The organism is Pseudodesulfovibrio pelocollis, assembly GCF_030282845.1.
Lineage (GTDB): Bacteria > Desulfobacterota > Desulfovibrionia > Desulfovibrionales > Desulfovibrionaceae > Pseudodesulfovibrio > Pseudodesulfovibrio pelocollis.
The window spans coordinates 23,841-38,197 of the sequence record NZ_JASTWE010000023.1; the positions used below are offsets into that span (position 1 = coordinate 23,841).

General features: G+C 64.6%; 8 protein-coding genes. 5 read left to right on the plus strand and 3 right to left on the minus strand.

The genetic code is table 11. The features are described 5' to 3' along the window. The first annotated feature begins 7 nt into the window (after window positions 1-7). Complete coding sequence (gene dsrP, locus QQS14_RS09435) at window positions 8-1,258, plus strand: sulfate reduction electron transfer complex DsrMKJOP subunit DsrP (RefSeq protein ID WP_285906734.1); 1,251 nt, start codon at window positions 8-10, stop codon at window positions 1,256-1,258. Window positions 1,259-1,619: 361 nt separating this feature from the next. Beyond that, window positions 1,620-3,248, plus strand: a complete 1,629-nt coding sequence (locus QQS14_RS09440) for an FmdE family protein (protein ID WP_285906735.1) — start codon at window positions 1,620-1,622, stop codon at window positions 3,246-3,248. Between the two features lie 1,081 nt (window positions 3,249-4,329). On the opposite strand, the gene QQS14_RS09445 is transcribed toward QQS14_RS09440, so the two are convergent. Then, window positions 4,330-5,814, minus strand: coding sequence for a HoxN/HupN/NixA family nickel/cobalt transporter (locus QQS14_RS09445; RefSeq protein WP_285906736.1), 1,485 nt, complete (start codon window positions 5,812-5,814; stop codon window positions 4,330-4,332). Window positions 5,815-5,946: 132 nt separating this feature from the next. Between QQS14_RS09445 and QQS14_RS09450 the strand changes: the two genes are divergently transcribed. Both QQS14_RS09450 and QQS14_RS09455 read left to right on the plus strand, forming a co-directional pair. Further along, window positions 5,947-6,738 carry a substrate-binding periplasmic protein gene (locus tag QQS14_RS09450; RefSeq protein ID WP_285906737.1) on the plus strand — a complete coding sequence of 264 codons (792 nt, stop codon included), beginning with the start codon at window positions 5,947-5,949 and terminating at the stop codon, window positions 6,736-6,738. A 133-nt stretch (window positions 6,739-6,871) separates the two neighbouring features. Further along, entirely contained in the window at window positions 6,872-8,800 is a 1,929-nt protein-coding gene (locus QQS14_RS09455; protein WP_285906738.1) for a sensor histidine kinase, read from the plus strand. 108 nt (window positions 8,801-8,908) lie between these two features. On the opposite strand, the gene QQS14_RS09460 is transcribed toward QQS14_RS09455, so the two are convergent. Together QQS14_RS09460 and QQS14_RS09465 are read right to left on the minus strand one after the other, a co-directional pair. After that, the gene (locus QQS14_RS09460; RefSeq protein ID WP_285906739.1) at window positions 8,909-10,333 is read right to left on the minus strand and encodes a tetratricopeptide repeat protein; all 1,425 of its coding nucleotides are present in this window, start codon (window positions 10,331-10,333) and stop codon (window positions 8,909-8,911) included. 152 nt (window positions 10,334-10,485) lie between these two features. Then, window positions 10,486-12,102 (minus strand): flagellar hook protein FlgE, encoded by a 1,617-nt coding sequence (locus tag QQS14_RS09465; protein WP_285906740.1) that lies wholly within the window; start codon window positions 12,100-12,102, stop codon window positions 10,486-10,488. Between the two features lie 216 nt (window positions 12,103-12,318). Between QQS14_RS09465 and QQS14_RS09470 the strand changes: the two genes are divergently transcribed. Continuing rightward, on the plus strand, window positions 12,319-14,232 hold the full coding sequence (locus tag QQS14_RS09470; RefSeq protein WP_285906741.1) for a methyl-accepting chemotaxis protein: 1,914 nt from the start codon (window positions 12,319-12,321) through the stop codon (window positions 14,230-14,232). Window positions 14,233-14,357: the final 125 nt, after the last annotated feature.

Sequence of the window (14,357 nt, forward strand, 5' to 3'; positions counted from 1 at the left end):
AATCAGAATGCTCGAAATAGCCTTGAAAGGTTCCAAAAGATACTACGGCTGGATCGCGTTCCTCCTGGTCCTGATCGCCATCGGGTCCATGGCCTGGCTCGACCAGATCGTCAACGGTCTGAAGATCACTGGCATGGGACGCGACGTGTCCTGGGGATTCTACATCTCCCAGTTCACCTATCTGGTCGGTCTGGCCGCCTCCGGCGTCATGATCGTCCTGCCCAATTACTTCCACAACTACAAACCCAACAAGCACATGGTCATCTTCGGCGAGTTCATGGCCATCGCCGCCTGCATCATGTGCCTGCTCTTCATCGTGGTGGACATCGGCCAGCCCACCCGCATGCTCAACGTCATCCTGCACGCCACGCCCAATTCCATCCTGTTCTGGGACATGATCGTGCTCAACGGCTACCTGGGCCTCAACCTGCTGGTGGGCTGGGTCTGCCTCCAGGCCGACCGCGCCCGGCTGCCGCATCCCAAGTGGCTGAAACCCTTCATCTACACCTCCATCATCTGGGCGTTCTCCATCCACACGGTGACGGCCTTCCTGTACCAGGGCCTGCCCGGCCGCCATTACTGGCTCACCGCCATCCTGGCCGCCCGCTTCCTGGCCAGCGCCTTCTGCTCCGGTCCCGCCATCCTCCTGCTGGTGATGATGGCCACGGAGAAGTTCACCACCTTCAAGATGCCCAGAAAGGCCGTGACCACCCTGGTCAAGATCATCATGTACGCCATGTGCGTGAACATGTTCTTCTTCGGCCTTGAGGTCTTCACCGCCTTCTATTCCAACATGCCCGGCCACATGCATCCGCTGGTCTACCTGTTCGCGGGCTACCACGGCCACACCGAGCTGGTCGGCCTGATGTGGACCTTCATCGCCCTGGCCGCAGTGTCCATCACCCTGCTGGTCACGCCGAAGCTGCGCAACAACCTGAAGCTGCTGCCCTGGACCCTGGGCATCCTCGTCATCGCCACCTGGATCGACAAGGGCCTGGGCCTGCTCATCGGCGGCTTCAACCCGACCCCGTTCCACACCATCACCCCCTACTGGCCCACGGCCAAGGAGTTGCTGGTGTCCATGATGGTCTACGCCATCGGCGCACTGGTGGTCACCATCCTCTTCAAGATCGCCACGGGCGTGAAAGAGGAACTGGGCCAGTCCCAGGCCATGGCCTGCGGCTGCTCCACCGAAGACGAATGCGACTGCACCCACGGATGCGTCTGCACCGAGGAATGCACCTGCAAAGAGGCTTAACTGACCGTTGATTAAGTCAAAATACGGAGGCTGTTCAAAAATGGTGAGATGCTAGGCGCGAAAAAAGTTCAAGACTGAAGCGTACTTCCTGTACGCGAGGGTTTGAAATTTTTGAAGCAACAACGCAGATCGCCGTTTTTCAACAGCCGCTAAAGCCCTGCCACATAACGTCACCTCGCCGGGCTGAAGACACGGGCCTCGCTCCCCAAGGAGCGAGGCCCTCTTCGTGCCCCGGCCACAGCTTGTGACAAAAGACCACAAGCGGCCAAACAATTGCGCCCGCGCCGCACCCGTGACATACTCCCTTGTCCCGGACAGCCCGCCAGCATCCGGGAACAGACCACCACAAAGGGGAGATCAGATGAATATAGGCCAATACACCTTCGAGGAATTCAAGCAGAAAGCAAAGGAATTTCACGGCTACCCGGCCCCGGGCCTGCTCATCGGCGGCTACATGGTCGAGGCGGCCAAGGCGCGCCTGCCCGAGGGCACCCTCTTCGAGGCCATGGTCGAGTCCGGCAAATGCCTGCCCGACGCGGTGCAGTTGCTCACCGTGTGCAGCATCGGCAACAACTGGATGAAGATCAAGCTGCTCGGCCGCTACGCCGTGTCCCTCTACGACAAGTACACCGGCCAGGGATTTCGCGTGGCCATCGACCAGGACAAGCTCGAAGACTGGCCCGAGATCAAGGGCTGGTTCATGAAGCTCAAGCCCAAGGCCGAACAGGACACGGACAAGCTCTTTGCCGAGATCGAGGCCGCAGGGGACACCATCTGCTCCATCCGGCCCATCACCATCGACCGCAAATACCTCGGCCACGGCCACATGTCAGCCATCGACGTCTGCCCGGTCTGCGCCGAGGCCTACCCCAGCAACGACGGCCCCATCTGCCGCGGCTGCCAGGGCGAGGCGCCCTATGCCAACAACATGGAAGACACCGTCTGTCGCGACGATGCCCCGCCGCTCCGCGCCATACCCGTGGAACAGGCCGTGGGCAAAAAGGCCCTGCACGACATGACCGGCATCGTGCCCGGCGAGTCCAAAGGCCCGGTCACCAGCGCGGGCGATACCCTGGGGGCGGGCGATGTCTGCCGACTGCAACGCATCGGCAAGCACAACGTCTTTGTCCAGGAAGACCTGCCCGGCGACGAATGGGTCCACGAAAACGACGCGGTCAAGGCCTTTGCCAAACGCATGGCCGGTCCCGGCATCACCTTTGATCCCGACCCGCACGAAGGCAAAATCAACTTCCACGCCCAGGCCGCAGGCATGCTCTCCATCGACCTCGATGCCCTGGAGCGCTTCAACCTCTCCCCGGATGTCATGCTCGCCACCCGGCACGACGGCGCCCTCATCCCCGAGGGCAAGGGCGTGGCCGGAACCCGCGCCATCCCGCTCTACATCTCGCGCGAGAAATTCAGCCGCGCCCTGGCCGCCCTGGGCGACGGACCCGTGCTCCAAATCCTCCCCCTGCGCCGGGCCAAGGTCGGCATCCTCGTCACCGGTACCGAAGTCTTCCAGGGACTCATCGACGACAAGTTCATCCCCATCATCTCCTCCAAGGTCATCAACCTCGGCTGCCAAGTTACCAGCACCGACATCGTGCCCGATGACCAGGCCGCCATCACCACCAGCGCCAAGGCCATGCTCGCCGCCGGATGCGACCTCATCGTCACCACCGCAGGCATGTCCGTGGACCCGGACGACGTCACCCGCGCCGCCCTCAACGACGCCGGACTGCGCGACGCCCTCTACGGCGCGCCCATGCTGCCCGGCACCATGACCCTGGTCGGCCGACTCGGCCAGGCCCAGATCATCGGCGTGCCCGCCTGCGCCCTGTTCTACAAGACCACGTCCTTCGACGTCATCCTGCCCAGACTGCTGGCCAACCAAACCATCACCCGACGCATGTTCGCCAGACTCGGCGAAGGCGGCTTCTGCATGAACTGCAAAACCTGCGCCTTCCCCAAATGCCCCTTCGGCAAATAGCCAAGCAGGATGCCTCCGGCGGCCAGGGGGAAGGGGAGAGGAAAACCTTTTGATGCGGGCCGTCCATGGCCCGCACCCCTTCGGGGCGTTGCGGCAGGCCGCAACGTCCAAATCCGCTGTCCTGCGGATTTGTGAAAAGGGTTGTCCCTCTCCCCAGGGCAGTCGCATCGTGCAATTGCAGGATGGGACAATCGATTTCACCTCAAGGTGCAGAGTGGGGGTTTGATGCGTTTGCCGAGCTCTTTTTCTGCTCTTTCTCTCTTCGGCCACTTGCAGCATTGATAGAAGAGTTTCGTCCCTTCGGGCCGACCTACTTTTGGACCGGAGCGCCCAAAAGTAGGCAAAAGTCGCTCTTTAAGACGTGTGATCGGGTCTCCCGCGCCGCGCGCCAGTAACGTCGGGCCTCTGGCGAAACAGTTGTCGGCGTCGATGACTCCGCCTCCGCCGAGTTTCGCCCGAGACGCGGCCCGACGAACTGGCGCTGCGACGCTCACGCCCATTGCGGGGCTGTCGTAAGTGAGACTGACAATGGTGTGATCAGCGTGGATATGAAGACAATCTCGCGAGATCGGAGGCCCATCCAGCCCATTGCGACCACAGTCCTCGCGGCCTCCGAGTGCGCCAGCCCTCAAGCCTCCTAAGGCCTAGAAGCTGACCAAGCGAGGGCTGCGGCTCTTCGAATCACGGAGCCGCTTCGGCGACTTGATTCGGGAGCAGCCCCGATTGGATCAGATTCTTGGCCGTGGAGTGCAGGCGGCCAAGATGGTAAGGCCCTTTTCTTTGGTTACTTTCTTTTGGGCCAGCAAAAGAAAGTAACCCCGCCGGGAGGGCATTCAAAAAAACTGGAGGAGCGAAAGCGACGGCTCTTTCCCTTCCTCTTAATCCTCACCTCGACCATCGCAGCATGGACAATCTCCATCCAACCAAGGTGCTACTTGCAAATTCGATGCGCTTGTCCTGTCCCCATCACCTCTCTTCCTTGCCCGTAAGCCTTTCCAGACGGCGTAGACCCACAAAGTTTTGAAAGAGGGGTCCGGGGGGGATAACTTTTTCCAAAAGTTTTTCCCCCGGAATTCTCCCATCAAATGCTTCCCACAAACATGGCGGTGCCGAGGATGGCGATGGAGGCGGCTCCGCAGATGGCCAGGGTGGCGTAGGCGATATTGAAGAGTCTGGCGTTCTTGCCGGACATGCGCAGGGTGAGTCCGCGCGCGGCCACGGCGGCCCAGGCGAAGAGGGTGGTGGTCAGACCCATGCCTGCGGCCATGACGATGACTGCGGCGAGTCCGGCCCAGAAGATGTTCAGGCCGATGGAAAAGGCGAGGATGACGGCGGCTCCGGGGCAGGGGATGAGGCCGGTGACGAATGAGACCAGGAGTACGCGCCGGGTGTTGACGCTTTCTCCCAGGGCCTGATGGTCGATGTGGCAGGATGTTTCGGCCACGAGTCCGCCGCGCGAGAGGTCGAGCAGGGCCTTGGCGGTGAGGAAGAGGCCCATGAGGGCAAGGAGCGCGTAGCTGGCCGGTTGCAGAGCGCGGCTGGCGGCCTGGAATCCGCCCATGCCGGTGGAGAAGAGCAGGTAGGCCGCGCCCACGGCAACGGCGGCCGAGGCCATGTGGACAAAGGTGATGGCGTTGCCCATGATCGCGCCGGAGAGGAACGAGCCGGGATTGCTCAGAAAGTAGGAACAGACCACGGTCTTGCCGTGCCCCGGCCCCACGGCGTGGACCACGCCGTAGAGAAAGGACAGGGCCAGGAAGGTCCACAGGGCCGGTCCCAGGGGGTCGTCCTTGATGTCCGTGGCAAAGCCGTTAAGGCGGATGTTGAGTTCTTTCTGGATGGCGCGGACATGGCCCATGATCCACTTGAGGGGACCGGGCGGGCCGGAGGCCTCCAGTGGGGCGAGGATGGGCTCGATTTCGCTGTCCGGGGTGCCGGAGAGGGAGAGGTGGACGGCCTCGGGCACGATGTAATACCAGTAGGTGTGGTCCTTTGCAGGGTGGACGGCGTGGCTGATCTGGGCCGTGCCGCCCACCTCGAAGGTGATGGCGTCGCGCAGCAGCAGGATATCGGTATAGTATTCGGGGTCAAAGATCGCTGCCCGGAAGTTCCTGACCTGGTCGAAGCCGAGCCCGAGGGACATGGTGAAGTCGTAGACCAGCCGTCCGTCCGTCAGGCTGGCCCGGAAGGCGGTGACAGCGGGCCGGATGCGGCGGCCTGCGGATTCGATCAGGGTGAAATAGCCGTAGTTGGCGAGGTAGTTGAAGGCTCCCTCGCGGATGGCCTGCTGGCCGGCCGGGGTGGCCAGCCTGTTTTCGTCCAGGCCGAGGTCGGCCATGATGGCCCGGGTGAACATATCGTCAAAGAGCCAGTGCTGGCGCAGTTCGGAAAGGCCGGCCTCGTCCACGACAAAAGTGAGGGAGACATCCACATAGACGTGGGGGTGGGCCGCCGCCCTGGCAGGGAGCATCAGGGCGAGGGCGAACAGAGGGAAAAGCGGGAGGGCGGGCCGCAGCCGGGCTGCCAGGCCCCGGAGGGCGCGCGTCTTGGATACGATGGGCCACATGACTGTTGGTTACTAGTGTACTCCCGAAACGAAGGCAAGGGCGGAGACGACCGGAAATTCACGGACAATGTTGTCATGGCCCGCCATTGCGGGTATTGTGCGTGGCGCACCCCCTGTACCCGAGGAGTCTTCATGCCGAATTTGGTTTTCCTGTCCATTGTCAATTCCGCTCCCGGTCCGTTGCGGCGCATTGGCGTCGTGCTGGCCGCGGCGCTGCTGTTCCAGGCAGTGCTCGCGCTGCCGGGCGGGACCGCGCGGGCCGACGAGGTCGGCGTCCTGCGGCTGGCCGTGGCGGACATGGCCCCCTACGGATTTGTCCACAATGGCGAACCGGCCGGGCTGGCCGTTGAACTGGGCGCGGCCCTGGCGGCCGGGGCGGGCGGCGAGGCGTCGGCCACGCTGTATTCCCGGCGCGAGGCCCTGCGTGCCCTGGCCCAGGGCGAGGCGGACATGGCCGTGCTGCCGGGCGGACCGCCCCCGGGCAGAGGGGTGGTCAACGCAGGCCCCCTGCTTGAATCGTACTATGCGGCCATCGCCCGGAGCGGGACCCCGCTGCGCTCGCGGCACGACCTCGCGGGCAAGACCGTGGCCGTGGTCCGCGACGAGCCGGGCGACCCCCTGCTCTCCACCCGCCACGGCGTGGCCCTGCTGCCCGTGACCAGCCTGTCGCGCGGGCTCAAGCTGCTCCTGGCCGGACAGGTGGACGCGGTGGCCGCAGAACGCCTGGCCCTGCTCCACGCGGTGGATGCCCTGCATCTTCCGGACCGGGCATTGGGAGCGCCCCTGCCCCTCTCCCCGGTGCGCGTCGATCTCCTTCTCTCGCCGACCCTTGACCCGGGCCTTGCCCGGCGGCTGGACGAGGCCAGACAGCTCCTGACCGAGCGCGAGGACTTCCGGGCCATCGCGGCCCGCTACGGGCTGTAATTGGCCGGGCCATCGGCGCAACCTGCCGTGCCAAGGTACAATGATGATGACACGGCACCGCGAGTTGTGTAGGAAAAAGAGCTGGAATGAGGCGTCAAGAATCCCCGATCCAGCCCGTTAGCCGGAAGCGTTCATGAGCCACGACACGTCCACGACCAAGCGCCCGCTCCTGTCCAGCAGGTCCATCTCGCGCGATCTCACGGCCAGTCTGGTCTGCATCGTCCTGCTGGTGGCCACGGCCATGGCTGGCTACGCATACTGGCAGCAGTCCGAGGACATGTGGCGCAAGGCCGGGGAAAAGGGCGAGGACACCATCACCAGCGTGGCCGAGATTCTGGCCGTGCCCATCTGGAACCTGGACTACGACAACGCCCGCCTCATCGGCTCGGTCTACACCCACGACGAAATGGTCCAGGCCATCCGCATCTACGGCTCGCGCAACGAGGTGGTCTTTGCCCACGAAAAATTCTCGGGCGTTCCGCCGGACTTCAGCAAGGTCCGCTCCATCGTCTTCGAAGGGCGTACCATCGGCCGGGCCGAGATAGACTTCACCCTGAGCCGTGAAAAGCAGCAGCTCGACGAGCAGATGCTCGTCTCCAGCCTGATCATCGTGGTGGCCATCTCGGTCATCCTGGCCATCACCGGCCTTTTGCTGCGCATCTTTCTCAACAAGCCGCTTAAGGTGCTCCAGCAGGGCATCGCCCGGGTGGCCAAGGGCGACTTCTCCTACGAATTCGGCGAGGTGCGCCACACCGAACTGATCGAGATCGCCACCCGGTTCCGGCGCATGTCCGCCGAGATCGAGGCGCGGGAGAAGAAGCTCCAGGCCATGAACAAGACGCTCCAGGAGGCCGAGGAAAAATACCGGGGCATCTTCGAGAACGCCATCGAGGGCATCTTCCAGGCCACGCCCGATGGCGTGTTGCGCCGGGCCAACCCGGCCATGGCCCGCATCTTCGGCTACGAGTCCCTGGACGAGTTCCTCTCCAATGTCCGCTCCCTGGGCTCGCGGACCATGGTCAACCCGGACCGGATGCAGGATTTCTACAAGCAGGTGCGCGAGCGAGGCGAGATCAAGCGGTTCGAGGCCGAATACTACCGCCGCGACGGCAAGACCATCTGGGGCTCCCTCAACGCCCGGGCCATCTATGCCGACAGCGGCGAGATCGTGTTCATCGAGGGCATCCTCGAAGACATCACCGACCGCAAGAAGGCCGAACAGGATCTGGCCGACCTCAACCGCCACCTGGAGCAGCTGGTGCGCGAGCGCACCGAGGATCTGGTCAACAAGGCCCGCGAGCTTGAAGAGGCCAACCAGCGGCTGCGCGAGCTGGACGAGATGAAGTCCGCCTTCCTCTCCTCCGTCTCCCACGAACTGCGCACCCCGCTCACCTCCATCCTCGGCTTCGCCAAGCTGCTGCACAAGGAATTCACCCGCAACTACCTGCCCCTGACCAACGACCCGGCCCTGCTCAAGCGCGGCCAGCGCATCCAGAACAACCTGCTGATCATCAGCCACGAGGGCGAGCGGCTGACCCGGCTAATCAACGACGTGCTCGACCTCAACAAGATCGAGTCCGGCAGCATGGGCTGGCGCGACGAGCGGCTGAACATGGGCGATGTGGTGGAAACGGCCGTGCAGTCCGTCACCGGCCTCTTTGCCCAGAACACGCGGGTCCGGCTGATGGCCGAGATCGACCCGACCCTGCCCGTGGTCATCGCCGACCCGGACCGCATGCAGCAGGTGCTCATCAATCTGCTCAACAACGCGGCCAAGTTCACGGACGACGGCAGCGTCACGGTGCGCGCCTTCCCCCGCTTCGGGCAAGTGCGGGTCGAGGTGGCCGACACAGGCCCGGGCATCCAGCTCGACGATCAGTCCCGCATCTTCGAAAAATTCCACCAGAGCAAGGCCGCCGCAGTGGGCGACAAGCCCAAGGGCACCGGCCTTGGCCTGACCATTTGCCGCGAGATCGTCGAGCATTACGGCGGCCGCATCTGGGTCGAATCCGAGGTGGGCAAGGGCTCGACCTTTGTCTTCACCCTGCCCGCCGCCTCCTGAAACGCCAAGCCCCGACATGCGAACAGGCCGTCCCGAATCGGGACGGCCTGTTCGCGTATTGCCAGGAAAAAAGCGGGGGTTGATCCCTTCCCGGGCCGCCTTGGCCCGTTACCCGGCGCGCCCTCCGGCCCCCTCGACCACGCGGCGCAGGGCGGCCTCGGCCAGGGCGCGCATCCGGTCGGTGCGGGGCCGGGAGCCGGTGCGCTCCAGCAGGGCCAGATAGTGGTCCAGGGCGGGTTCCATCAGCGGATGGCCCGGACCCAGTGCCGCCTCATACGCGGCAAGCCCCTGCTCGTAACGGGCCGCAGCCTCGTCGAACCGACCCGAGCCATCAAGGAACAGGGCCAGGTTGCACAGGGCCTGAGCCGTCTCGGGATGGTCGCTCCCAAAGGCGTGCTGACGCACGGCCAGACTCTCGCGAAAACACGTCTCGGCCCTGGCCGCGTCGCCCAGAGCGTCACAGAGCAGGCCCACGGTGGTCAGGTCTGCGGCCACCTCCGGGTGGGTCTCGCCTAGGACGGCCCGGTTGATCTCCAGGGCGCGCTCGGCCAGGGGCAGGGCCTTGGCCGGGTTGCCCGCCGCCTCGTGGAACAGCGCCAGGTTGCCCAGGCAGGAGGCCACGGCAGGATGCCCCTCGCCGTGGACCTTGATCAGCACGCGCAGGCATTCGAGGAAATCCGCCTCGGCCTGATCGAACCGGCCAAGGGCCTGCCGGACCACGGCCAGCGCGTTGAGGATGGGCGCGGTGACCGAGTTGTCCTCGGTGAAAATCTGCCGTTGCAGGGCAAGGCAGCGGTCAAAGACGGCCTCGGCCCGTTCCAGGTCTCCGGCTGCCCAGAGCACAGTGCCCAGTCCTTCGAGGTCGGCGGCGATGTCAGGATGCCCCGGCCCCTTGATCTCCGTGTCCACAATCAGGGCGAGATCCAGCAGTTCTGCGGCCTCGCGGTGGCGGCCTTGTGCGTGCAGCGAGAACCCGGCCTGATGGAGCACCCGGTTGGCCGCCGGGGTTCGCAAGCCCCTTTGGGCCACCAACTCGCGGCAGGCGAGGGTGTGCGGCATGAGCCACTCCACCACGGGCCAGCTCCCGGGATCGGCGTCTGGCAGCACCAGATTGAGGCCATACACGGCGCGCCCGGCCCATTCGATCGCCTCGGCCGGGTCCAGTGAATCGCGCAGCACGGCCCGCACCCCGGGCACCACCTGATAGGTGCGCGCGTCCGGGTCGGTGACCACCAGCCCCCGGGCCACCAGGGGCTCAAGGGTGGCCGTTGCCGCAAAAAAGGCCGCCGCCGGATTGATCAGGGACGGATTGTGGGGCGCGCCCTCCACGGACAGGGCGAAATCAAAGGGCAACGGCTCCGGGGCGAGCATGACGGCCATGAACAGGGCCTCGGCCCCGCCCGGGGCCTCGCTGGCCAGTTCTCTGGCCGCGGCCACAATGGAAGCCGGGTCTGCGGCCAGAGGCGCGGCAGGGTCCGAAACAGAGTCCGGGGCGGTGGGTCGGCGGGCGGGGTCCTGGTCATTGGGGCTCACGGCTGTCTCCTTGCTTGCCCTGTCCCTATCCCGTCCGGGAGCGAAATTCAAGGAACCCGGCCTTGGGGCATGAAACCAAATCCGGCGACACACGGCAAAGGCCGCCGCCGGAACCTGTCCGGCGGCGGCCCGCGAATGCGCTTGACCGATTGTCATCGCTTGATGCTGATGAGTGTGTTGAGCAAGGAGTCCGTGGTGGTGATGACCTTGGTGTTGGCCTGATACCCGCGCTGGGTGATGATCATGTCGGCGAACTCCTGGGCCATGTCCACATTACTCGTCTCAAGGGAGTTCTGCGCAAAGGAGCCCCGGCCGCCCTGGCCCGCCTTGCCCACGATGGCCTCGCCCGAGGCATCGGTGGACACGAAGTTGTTGTTGCCCACGCGGCGCAGCCCCCACTCGCTGTTGAAGCGGTAGTTGGCGATCTGGTAGAAATTCTCGGTCTGGCCGTTGGAGAAGTACCCGCTGAGGAATCCGTCCTGGTCCACGCTGGTGTTGAGCAGATAGCCCCAGGTGTAGCCGTCCTGAATCTGGAAAAGGGTGAAGGAACTCTGGTCGTAGCTGGTGGTGATCCGGGCGTCGCGCTTGGGATCGTCCATGGTCGGCAGGTTGTTCGCATTGAGCCCCACATCGGCCGCCGTGGCCCCGCCCGGCTGCCAGGACGACGACCTGGATGTCAGACCGAAGTCGTAGCTCATGGTCACCATGTCGCCGATGGCTCCCCCGTTGCTGCCGTAAGTGAAGGAAAACTGCGGCTGCCCCTCGGCACTGAACGAGGCCGGGGCCCAGTTGCTCAGGTTCTTGCCGTCGGCCCTGGCCCCGTGGTCCAGGGAATAGGCCGTCTGCTGCACCAGATCCCCCCGATCGGTGAACACCAGCACCCCCATTCCGGCCAGCCCGGCCGACGATGTGTTGAAGGCACTGGTTCCGTCTGCCGAGCCGGGCAGCGTGACCAGATATTCCCAGTACATGTAGCCCGGAACCGCGTTGGACAGGGTCGATGCGTCCACAGGGTCGAAATAGACGGTCAGATTGCGTTCGTTGCCCTCGGAATCGTACACGGTCAGGCCGGAAGAATAGGCGGGCGCGTTGTCCCCGAAGGGTTTGCCGTCGGCGCGGCTGCCGTCGTAGGCAGCCAGCATGGCGAAAAAGGGATTGGTCTGGCTGGAATGCTTGTCACCGGACAGGGCGTCGAGGTTGGTGACCATCTCCACCGAGGTGGTCGCCCGGGGTTGGGAGCGGACCACCCGTGTCGGCTGGCCGTCGATGATCACATCCTCGTAGGGCAATTGCACGTCCGAGACCTGGGCCGCCACAACCCCGGTGTCGCGATCCACGACATAGCCCTGGAGCCTGAAGCCGTGAGGGTCCACCAGATAGGCGTCGAGATTGAAGCGGAACGCCCCGGCCCGGGTGTAGTGGGTAGCGCCTGAGGCCGATGTCGAACCCGGGTCGCGCACACCGAAGAATCCGTTGCCGGAGATGGCGAGGTCCGTGGTGGTGGAGGTCAACTCCAGGCCGCCCTGGGTAAATATGTTGCGCACCGCGGACATGGCCACGCCCATGCCGATCTGGCTGGAGTAACTGCTGCCCGAATCATACTGCCCGCCGCCCGCGGCGAACTGCCGGCTCATGACGTCGCAGAACAGGGCGTCGGAGCGCCGAAAACCGATGGTGCTGACGTTGGCGAGGTTGTTGCCCACCACCTGCATCCGGTTGCCGTGCGCGATGATGCCCGTGGCGCCCACAAACAAGCTGCTGAAACCCATGCATTCCTCCAATCCGGCCCGCATCGGGCCCGGCGGGGAGCGCCCCGGGGGACCCGGCCCCGGCAACATCTTCCCCATTGCTTCTCCGCCGGGGGTTGAGCAAGGAGCATGCCACGGGAAAAATGATCCGCCCTCCCCGCAGCATGTTATTATAATTGCTTTGCCACTCGAAATATGGGCAAAGTTAAGTCATTGACCGCAAAATGGGGAGGAACCATGCGCATTGTTCAAAATCTCGGGGTCGGCCAAAGGCTGATCCTGGTCATCTCTATCGTCATCGTCGTGCTGCTCGGTGCCATCGTCACCGACGTGAGCCTGAGCACCAAAAACCTAACCTTGTCCGTTTCGGACAAGATCCTGTCACAAAACAGCAGAACCGTGTCCTCGACCCTGAGCGGCTGGCTCGGCGACAAGCTGCGCTATCTCAATCTCGCCGCGCAGAACCAGTTCGTCATCGAAGCCGCGCTGGGCGGCGATTTTGAGGCAGCCACGGACTGGCTGATCAAGGCCAAGGAGGCGGACCCGGCCCTGGAATCCCTCTTTGTCCACGACGCCCAGGGCATCTCCGTGGTCACCACCAACCCGGGCGGGCGCGGCCAATCCTATGTGACCCAGGCCTACTTCACGACCATCGTCAGGGAAGGCAAGGCCAACTACATCTCCAACATCATGCTCTCGCCGGTGAGCAAGCAGCCGCGCGTGGCCATCGCCGTTGCCATCCGGGATCAGGGACGGACCGTGGGCTACGTGGGCATGTCCATCATGGCCTCGGCCTTCACCGCCGCCTACATCGACCCGATCAAGGTCGGCTCCGAGGGCTATGCCTTCATTCTCGACCCTGACGGGCGCATACTGGCCCATCCCAACAAGGACCTCATCTTCGAGGATCTGAGCCAGCACGACTTCATCCGGGCCATGATGGCCCGCAAAACCGGCTTCCTGGAATACCAATGGCAGGGATTGACCAAGTACATGGCCTTCAGCCAGGTGCCCGAGACAGGCTGGATCGTGGCCCTGGCGGCCGACCAGGACGACCTCATGGCCGAAGCGAGCCAGCTGCAGATGCGGCTGCTGCTTCTCGGAGTGTTCGGGCTGGCCCTGGCCATCCTTGTCATCTTCCTTGTCTCGCGCAGGCTGATCACCCGGCCGTTGGCCTCCATCGCGGCCCAGGCCGAGGCCATCAGCGGCGGCGACCTCGATGTCCACTTCGACACCAGCTACAGCGGCGAGATGCTCATGCTCAAGGACTCCTTCGAGCGCATGGCCGGGCAGCTGCAACGCATCGTGGGCGACGTGCACGCGGCGGCCGAGCAGGTCTCGGCAGGTGGCGAGGAGTTGAGCGCCACGGCCCAGGACATGTCCATCGGTGCCAACAATCAGGCCGATGCCGTGGACAAGCTCTCTTCGGCCGTGGAGGAGATCGCCTCCAGCATCAGCCAGAACGCCGAGAACGCCCGCGAGACCGAGTCCCTGGCGAGCAAGGCGGCCCAGGACGCCCAGCAGGGCGGCGAGGCCGTGGCCGAGGCCGTGCATGCCATGACCGAGATCGCAGACAAGATCACCATCATCGAGGAGATCGCGCGCCAGACCAATCTGCTGGCGCTGAACGCGGCCATCGAGGCGGCCCGGGCCGGAGAGCACGGCAAGGGATTTGCCGTGGTGGCGGCCGAGGTGCGCAAGCTGGCCGAGCGCAGCGGCGCGGCCGCAGCCGAAATCGGCCAGCTCTCGGCGTCGAGCAACGCGGTGGCCAACCGGGCGGGCAAGATGCTTGAGCAGCTGGTTCCCGACATCCGCAAGACCGCCGAGCTGATCCATGAAATCTCCGCCGCCACTGGCGAGCAGCGGGTGGGGGCCGAGGAGATCAACAACGCCATCCAGGACCTCGATACCGTGGTCCAGCGCAACGCGGCAACCTCCGAGGAAGTGGCCTCCACCTCCGAGGAGCTGGCCGGTCAGTCCGTGCAGTTGCAGCAGACCATCGGGTTCTTCCGCCTCGGCGGGGAGCACGGCGGGCATGCGCCCAAGCGGCCCGCCAAGGGACCGAAGGTGAGCCGCACGGCCCCGGCCGCCCTGCCCGCCTCGTCCGCCAAGGGAGCAGGCCACGGCGACGACGAGTTCGAGCGCTTCTGACGCAGCCCGGCCTGAAACCGCCTTCACCGGGGTGGCGGCTCGCAAGGAGCCGCCACCCCTTTGCATTCGCCCCTTGCCATGACGCCCGGGCCTGCGTAGGGTGACTGCCTCGGCAAGCGAGAGTG